The organism is Pedobacter sp. 01T416_2, assembly GCF_056398925.1.
On the sequence record NZ_JBFTQI010000292.1, the window covers coordinates 1 to 6,703 of the forward strand.

Here is a 6,703-nt window from a genome sequence, read left to right on the forward strand (position 1 = left end):
GAATAACCTTCGTAAATCATCCAAGATCAAAAATGGAAGCATAGCCAGTTTACAGGCAACGGTTAAAAAGAAGGCAACCAAAATAATAGCTCTTAACGTAAGGAAAAGGTTGAGGTAAATGCCGCAGAAAACGCCGAAAATTAAGAGTAGGCTATAACTCCAATAGGCAATAGCGAATACTTTTTTAGTGGTCGGTTTCCATTTTTTAAAAACAGCGATTATGGCTTTGTAACAATAAATATCAAAAGCAATGATGAATATGCAGGCGGCAATGATGAAAGGTAGTCTTCCCATACGATCGGGTTATTCGGGTTAAATTAAAAAATAAGACAGGTTCTTTTGACCCGTCTAAATTAAGTATTTGAAGTAAATATATTATTTAATATTCGTTGAGGATGATCTAAAAAGGCTTTGTAAACCCTGTAAACTTCCGATTCCTCATATTTAACCTTAGCTATTTTATTTCCCGACATTTCGTATATCCAGGCATTGGGGTAGGATAATAAGATCGGAGAGTGTGTGGCTATAATGAATTGGGCATTTTTGTTTACCAGATTATTAATTTTGGATAACATGGCTATTTGTTTAGTAGCAGAAAGCGCCGATTCGGGCTCATCGAGGATATAAACACCATTGCCCCAAAATCGGTTCGTAAATAGTGACCAAAACGATTCCCCGTGCGATTGTTCGTGTAAGGAAATATGCCCATATGATTCTATCGCTTGCAATTTATCAACCTCACTAGCAACATTATAAAAACTTTCTCCCCTTAAAAAGAAACCATCCTTAATTTGTTTAAAACTTTTAGTTATCGCTAAATAACTATGCAAAACTGAATGTGTTTCTGAAGTTCTAAAGTTGAAGTTTTTACTGCCACCCTCTGCATTGAAACCAAGATAAACTGCAATAGCTTCAATCAGGGTCGATTTTCCAACCCCGTTTTCGCCAGTAAAAAATGTAACATTAGGATGGAAGTCTAACTTTTCAAAAGATTTTAAGCATGGAATATTAAACGGATACCCATTAGGAAGGTTCTCTTGTTTTAACCTTAGCGATAAAAGATATCCGTTAAACTCCATTGATTTTATCTGAAATCGTCTTCGTCCTCTTCTTCGTCAAATTCGGCGTTAAATAAACTGCCAAACATATCAGAGAAACCGAAGCCGCCATTTAAATAATTTTTGCTTAATTGCGAATATTCAGCTAAACCATGCAATACGAACTCCATTAACAATAAAGTTTGATTTTCGCTTAATTTAGGATGAAACTTCTTTACCAGATCGTATAAACTTGGGACCAGCATCAGCGCTTTTTTATACTGTGCATTGGTTAAAGCATCGGTAACATCTACATTGTTGCCTTCCGTAAACCATTCAGTTACTTCGGTATAAGGATTGGCCGTTTTACTTTTCTTTGCTTTTTCAGGATCAGGGAAGTAACGCGCAAACAACGTTTTAACCGCTTTACCGATTAAGGTTGTAGCTACATGCGCTGGCCCTTCCAGTTCGCCTTCGTAAACCAGTTCTATTTTACCGGTTATTGCCGGGATAATTCCTGCAAGGTCAGATAAACGTACAAAAGTATTTTTCTCGTCTGCAATCAGCATTCTTCTTTCAGCCGTGCTGATTAAATTTTCATAAGCCGAAATGGTTAATCTGGCTGAAACACCCGATTTCTGATCGATATATTCACTTTTACGTGCCTCAAAAGCAATCTGCTCGATTAAATCCTTTACCAAACCATCGGCCTCAATATTGGCTTTTTGATCGGTGGTTAATTTTGCCTCTTGAAAAGTAATTTTGCGCGAAATTTCGATGGTTTTAGGATAGTGCGTCAAAATCTGACTTTCAATCCTATCTTTCAAAGGTGTAACAATGCTTCCACGGTTGGTGTAATCTTCAGGGTTTGCGGTAAATACAAACTGAATATCCAGGGGTAAACGGAGTTTAAAACCACGGATCTGGATATCTTTCTCCTGCAGCATGTTAAATAATGCCACCTGGATACGGGCCTGTAAATCCGGAAGCTCATTAATCACGAAAATGCTGCGGTGTGCACGCGGAATTAATCCAAAGTGGATTACACGCTCATCATTATAGGTTAATTTCAATGTTGCGGCTTTAATGGGGTCAACATCGCCAATTAAATCGGCAACAGTAACGTCGGGCGTGGCCAGTTTTTCGGTATACCTTTCGCTACGGTGCAACCAGGCAATTCCGGTATCATCTCCTTTTATGGCAATTTCGTTTTTAGCATACCAAGAAATCGGGTTCAACGGATCATCAAAAATTTCACTCCCGGCCACGTATGGTACATATTCATCCAATAGGTTTACCATTAAACGGGCAATCCGTGTTTTAGCCTGCCCACGCAAACCTAAAAGTAAAATATTGTGGCGCGATAAAATGGCCGTTTGCAATTCAGGAATCACCGTTTCATCATAGCCGATAATGCCCTCAAAATCGGTTTTTTTATCGCGGAGAACTTTAATCAGATTTTCCCTAAGCTCTTCCTTTACAGATCTCGATTTATATCCTGTGGTTTTTAATTCGCCTAATGTGGTGTTTTGCATCTTTTAAAATGGGTTTAAGGTTTAAGGTTTAGGGTTTAAGGTTGCAGCACGCAACATCAATCGCTAAATCTTCCCTTGTTTAAATGTTTCTAAGACTCGTTAAATAGGTCTTTTCGGCTTTAGGTTTTACCTTAAACCTTCCACCTTTTGCCCTCTACCTTATTTAACCGTCTTACGTCTGTTTTTAATGTAATCTTCAAAAATGTATTCGCCCAAGCCATTTAATGAGCTATAAAAAGCCCTGCCGCCATTAATTTCTGTAAACTGGCGCACAAACTGTTGCAGGTAAGGGTCTTTGGCAATCATAAATGTAGTAATCGGGATCTTCAGGCGCTTACATTGGGCAGCCATGTTTAAGGTTTTATTAATTACCTTCCTATCCAAACCCATACTGTTTTTATAGTATTTGCCATTTTCTTTTAAGCAGGTTGGTTTTCCGTCGGTAWTCATGAAAATCTGCTTATTATGCGTTTTCCTGCGACGGAGTAAATCAGCAGCCAATTCTAATCCCGCATAAGTATTGGTATGGTAAGGACCAACCTGTAAATAAGGTAGGTCTTTCACGCTAATTGGCCAGGCGTCATTTCCGAAAACCACAATGTCTAAAGTATCTTTAGGGTATTTCGTTTTAATCAGCTCGGCCAAAGCCATCGCAACTTTTTTTGCAGGGGTAATCCGGTCTTCGCCATATAAGATCATCGAGTGCGAAATATCGATCATCAATACGGTAGATGTTAAGGTTTTAAAATCCTTTTCCTCTACTTCCAGATCGCGATCGGTTAAGGTGAAATCACCAATCCCATGGTTAATCTGCGCATTGTGGATAGAAGCCGTCATATCAATCTGATCCAAACTATCCCCAAAGCTGTATTCGCGTCTATCGGCATTTTTTTCTTCACCAACTCCTGATTGGTTACTGTTGTGATTTCCCCGTCCTGACTTTTTTAGTTTCCCGAAAATTTCATCAAGGGCCGATTTGCGGATAGTCTGTTCGGTTTTGGCTGTAATTTTAAATTCCCCAGATTGATTGTCTTCCGTAAGATAACCTTTGTCTTTCAGATCGTCGATAAAATTACCAATGCCGTAATCGTTATTGGTTAGTTTATATTGTTTGTCGAGCTCGTTCAGCCAGCTTAAAGCCTCTGCTGCATCTCCAGCTGTATAATTCAGCAGTTCGCTAAATAATTTCAGCAACTCATCAAACCCACCCTTTGGCGTATCGCCCGGCTTATAATCAGAAAAACGAAAACCTCTCATGTGCTTGTATTAACGATTTATCGAAGATAAAAGTTTCGCTTTGTATTAATTTAAGCGCGGTGTCATATTTGGAACAAAGCAGAAAGGTAAAAGACCAAAGCAGATTGAACTGCAAATTGCCAATTTAAAACTGTCAAACTGATCTGGGCGTTTCCCAATCCCGTGAAAAACGGGAAAGGGGCGGGCTTTTCAGGGCTGCGCTTCGCTTCGGTACCGATAAAGACCTGTGAAACAAGCAAGCATACCGTAATTAAATAAAAACAGATGCTTAATCGGTACTGAACCCTTACAATCCCTAACGCAAAACCCACCGTTTTAGGGTAGACCTCGCAGGTTTTTAAAACCTGCGAGGTCTACGAAGGCTTACCCCAAGGCCATATGATAAATCTTTTTATTGTACTCTGGATTTGCGCCAGGCTGAGAGGCTACAAATGCCCCAACTTTGCAGGCGTTATCTAATGTGGTCTCCATAGGGTAACCTTGTAGGTAACAGGCAATAAATGTGGCTAAAAAGGCATCACCGGCACCAACTGTATCGGCCACTTGTACTTTGTAACCAGCATGTTTAAACAACTTGCCATCTTTTAACACACAGGCGCCTTTATCACCAAGTGTGAGACAGATGATTTCAATGTTAAACTGACTGGAAAGTTGCTTTAAAAGTTGCTCATCGGTATTGCCAGTTAAAGCAAACGCTTCTTTCACCCATAAAATTTCATCTTCATTTATTTTTAGGATATCCGCTTTTGCCAAAAGCGTTCCAATTAATTCTTTTGTATAAAAAGGAGCACGGAGGTTTATGTCAAAGATTTTAGTCTTTGCATTTTCTAAGAGCGTAAGGATAGTTTTTTTAGATTCTTCCGCTCTACAGGTTAAGCTGCAATATACCAATGCATCTGCCTGTTTTACGGCGGCTATGTTTTTATCGTTGATTTTGATGTCATCCCATGCTACAGGTTGTTTAATCGTATAAGTGGCCTGATGGTTTTCATCCAACCGCACAACAACCGTACTGGTTGGTAACTCGGTGTTTACCTGAATCAAATCAGTTGCAAAATGACTGCTGGCTAGAAAATCAAATAGCTCTTTTCCATTTTCATCATCACCAATTGCGCTAATAAAACTGCTATCTATACTTTGTTTATGCAAATTAAGCGCAACGTTCATGCTCGAGCCGCCAGCTTTTTTACCCTCTGGGAAAACATCCCAGAGTATTTCGCCAATTGTGATTACTTTATTTTGCATAGGAGATTTATAGATATGTAAATAAAGAATTTTTACGCATGGAACAAAATAATTTGTTTCTTATCTTTAATTTTTACCTCAACTTAAATAACCATGAAAAGAATACTTGTAATTGCATTGTTTTTAACTTCTTTTAGCGCTTTTGCTCAAAATGCAAATGATAAACAAGCCATACTTAATTTACTCGAAAAGCAACGCACGGATTGGAACAAAGGCGATGTTGAAGCCTTTATGCAGGGTTATGAAAAATCGGATAGTTTACTTTTTGTAGGTAAAAACGGGCCAACTTATGGCTGGCAGAAAACATTGGATAATTATAAGAAGGGCTATCCGGATAAATCGGCAATGGGTTTTTTGGTGTTTGGAATTAAAAAGGTCGATTTTTTAAAGCCTGATCTGGCTTTTATATTGGGCAGTTGGAATGTTAAACGCGAAAAAGATGAACTTAAAGGATATTTTACCTTGTTAATTAAAAAAATTAAGGGCGAATGGAAAGTAGTTGCTGATCATAGCAGCTAAGGATGGAAGGTTTTGATCAAATCGTCATTCTCAACTTGATTGGGAATCGTAATGCAATAAGCTTATAGAATTGTCATCCTGAGCTTGTCGAAGGACCTGCCATAGCCCGTATAAGGCGTTTCGACAAGCTCAACGTGACAAACCTAATGAAACTAGGTTTATAATACAGCCTCTAGAATAAATTTAATGGCGATGAAATCGCCACTTTCATGCATCCCGATTGCAAATCGGGACAATTATTACTCCCCCAGCTTAAAATCCTTATAATAATAATCCTTATCTGCATCTGTTAACTGGCGGATTACCCTACATGGATTTCCTGCGGCAAAAACATTATCAGGAATATCCCTGGTTACAATACTACCTGATCCGATGACCACATTAGATCCGATTTTTACCCCTGGATTAATCACTACATTTCCACCGATCCAAACACTGTTGCCAATGGTCACTTCCTGTGCCCATTCATATTCCTGATCGCGTAAATGTGCATGAATAGGATGGCCTGCGGTATAAATAGCCACATTTGGTGCAATAAAAACGCTATTGCCAATGCGTACCTTGGCGCAATCTAAAATAACAAGGTTAAAATTTGCGTAAAAATTATCGCCAATTTCGATGTTGTAGCCATAATCGCATCTAAATGGAGGTTCCACATAAAACATCCGCTCTGTTTTCCCGAATAACCTTTTTAATAACTCTTTTCGTTGTTTGATAAATTTTGGCGCTAGGTTATTAAACTCGAAAACAATTTCACGCGCTTTTAATCTTTCTTTTGATAGTTCTTCGCCGCCAGCCAGATAGGCTTTGCCAGCCAGCATTTTTTCTTTTTCGCTAAGGATATTGTTTTCCATCTTAGGTGTCTGATTTTTAATTTCAGGTGTTTAAGCGCAATAATAACAAAAACGGGGCTATCGTAACCGATGCCCCGTTGTATTTTACTTTTTCAATACTTTTCTATGGTCTGCCTTTGGCTAAAGCCCTTTCGGCAATTTTAACTGCTTTTTTCTCTCTCCAGTGGGCGTATTTTTCTTTAAAAGTCATTTTGATTAAACTGTCTATCGCACCGTGGGTAAATAAGCTCCAAACGCTGGCTACTTTGCGCGTAAT

General features: G+C 38.8%; 6 protein-coding genes and 1 pseudogene. 1 reads left to right on the forward strand and 6 read right to left on the reverse strand.

All coding sequences use genetic code 11. The annotated features are described in order from the left end of the window. From AC1DPQ_RS13615 to AC1DPQ_RS13635, 5 genes and pseudogenes are all read right to left on the reverse strand, one after another. A pseudogene (locus AC1DPQ_RS13615) lies at nt 1-294 on the reverse strand (metallophosphoesterase); the annotation flags it as partial. Between the two features lie 59 nt (nt 295-353). Further along, nucleotides 354-1,079: an AAA family ATPase gene (locus AC1DPQ_RS13620; protein ID WP_477578183.1), complete on the reverse strand. Its 726-nt coding sequence runs from the start codon at nt 1,077-1,079 to the stop codon at nt 354-356. A 5-nt stretch (nt 1,080-1,084) separates the two neighbouring features. Further along, nucleotides 1,085-2,572 carry a P-loop NTPase family protein gene (locus tag AC1DPQ_RS13625; RefSeq protein WP_477609752.1) on the reverse strand — a complete coding sequence of 496 codons (1,488 nt, stop codon included), beginning with the start codon at nt 2,570-2,572 and terminating at the stop codon, nt 1,085-1,087. A 159-nt stretch (nt 2,573-2,731) separates the two neighbouring features. Continuing rightward, entirely contained in the window at nt 2,732-3,829 is a 1,098-nt protein-coding gene (locus AC1DPQ_RS13630) for a vWA domain-containing protein (RefSeq protein WP_477609754.1), read from the reverse strand. Between the two features lie 363 nt (nt 3,830-4,192). Beyond that, on the reverse strand, nt 4,193-5,074 hold the full coding sequence (locus AC1DPQ_RS13635) for a carbohydrate kinase family protein (RefSeq protein WP_477578179.1): 882 nt from the start codon (nt 5,072-5,074) through the stop codon (nt 4,193-4,195). A 93-nt stretch (nt 5,075-5,167) separates the two neighbouring features. On the opposite strand from AC1DPQ_RS13635, the gene AC1DPQ_RS13640 reads away from it, so the two are divergent. Beyond that, entirely contained in the window at nt 5,168-5,593 is a 426-nt protein-coding gene (locus tag AC1DPQ_RS13640; RefSeq protein ID WP_477578177.1) for a YybH family protein, read from the forward strand. Nucleotides 5,594-5,832: 239 nt separating this feature from the next. Here the strand turns inward: AC1DPQ_RS13640 and AC1DPQ_RS13645 are convergent, their stop codons facing one another. After that, nucleotides 5,833-6,447 carry a sugar O-acetyltransferase gene (locus AC1DPQ_RS13645; protein WP_477578176.1) on the reverse strand — a complete coding sequence of 205 codons (615 nt, stop codon included), beginning with the start codon at nt 6,445-6,447 and terminating at the stop codon, nt 5,833-5,835. Between the last annotated feature and the right edge of the window lie 256 nt (nt 6,448-6,703).

Coding starts and splice junctions, on each gene's coding strand:
- AC1DPQ_RS13620 (WP_477578183.1), bottom strand. CDS start 1,079: ATGGAGTTTAACGGATATCTTTTATCGCTAAGGTTAAAACAAGAGAAC.
- AC1DPQ_RS13625 (WP_477609752.1), bottom strand. CDS start 2,572: ATGCAAAACACCACATTAGGCGAATTAAAAACCACAGGATATAAATCG.
- AC1DPQ_RS13635 (WP_477578179.1), bottom strand. CDS start 5,074: ATGCAAAATAAAGTAATCACAATTGGCGAAATACTCTGGGATGTTTTC.
- AC1DPQ_RS13640 (WP_477578177.1), top strand. CDS start 5,168: ATGAAAAGAATACTTGTAATTGCATTGTTTTTAACTTCTTTTAGCGCT.
- AC1DPQ_RS13645 (WP_477578176.1), bottom strand. CDS start 6,447: ATGGAAAACAATATCCTTAGCGAAAAAGAAAAAATGCTGGCTGGCAAA.